The organism is Idiomarina sp. UBA3176, from assembly GCF_002364295.1.
GTDB lineage: Bacteria > Pseudomonadota > Gammaproteobacteria > Enterobacterales > Alteromonadaceae > Idiomarina > Idiomarina loihiensis.
The window spans coordinates 19,968-20,177 of sequence record NZ_DEXU01000004.1 but is presented as its reverse complement, the minus strand read 5'-3'; the positions used below and the strand labels follow the sequence as shown (position 1 = coordinate 20,177).

Genomic DNA, 210 nt, shown 5'->3' with positions numbered 1-210 from the left:
GCAACTGGCCTTTTTAATTAATGCTTACAACGCTTTCACCCTGCAGCTTATTATCGACAATATCGATAAATTTGAATCCGGCGATGCTGATTCTATTCGCGATTTAGGCGGGCTATTTTCCAGCCCATGGGAGAAGTCGTTTTTTACGCTACTAGGTGAAAAACGTACTTTGGATTGGGTTGAGCACGAAAAAATTCGTGTCGACTTTGA

General features: G+C 41.9%; 1 protein-coding gene. It reads left to right on the top strand.

What is annotated here, in order from left to right; genetic code table 11:
• A partial coding sequence (locus B2U97_RS01570) for a DUF547 domain-containing protein (RefSeq protein ID WP_286830201.1) occupies positions 1–210 on the top strand: 210 nt, incomplete at both ends.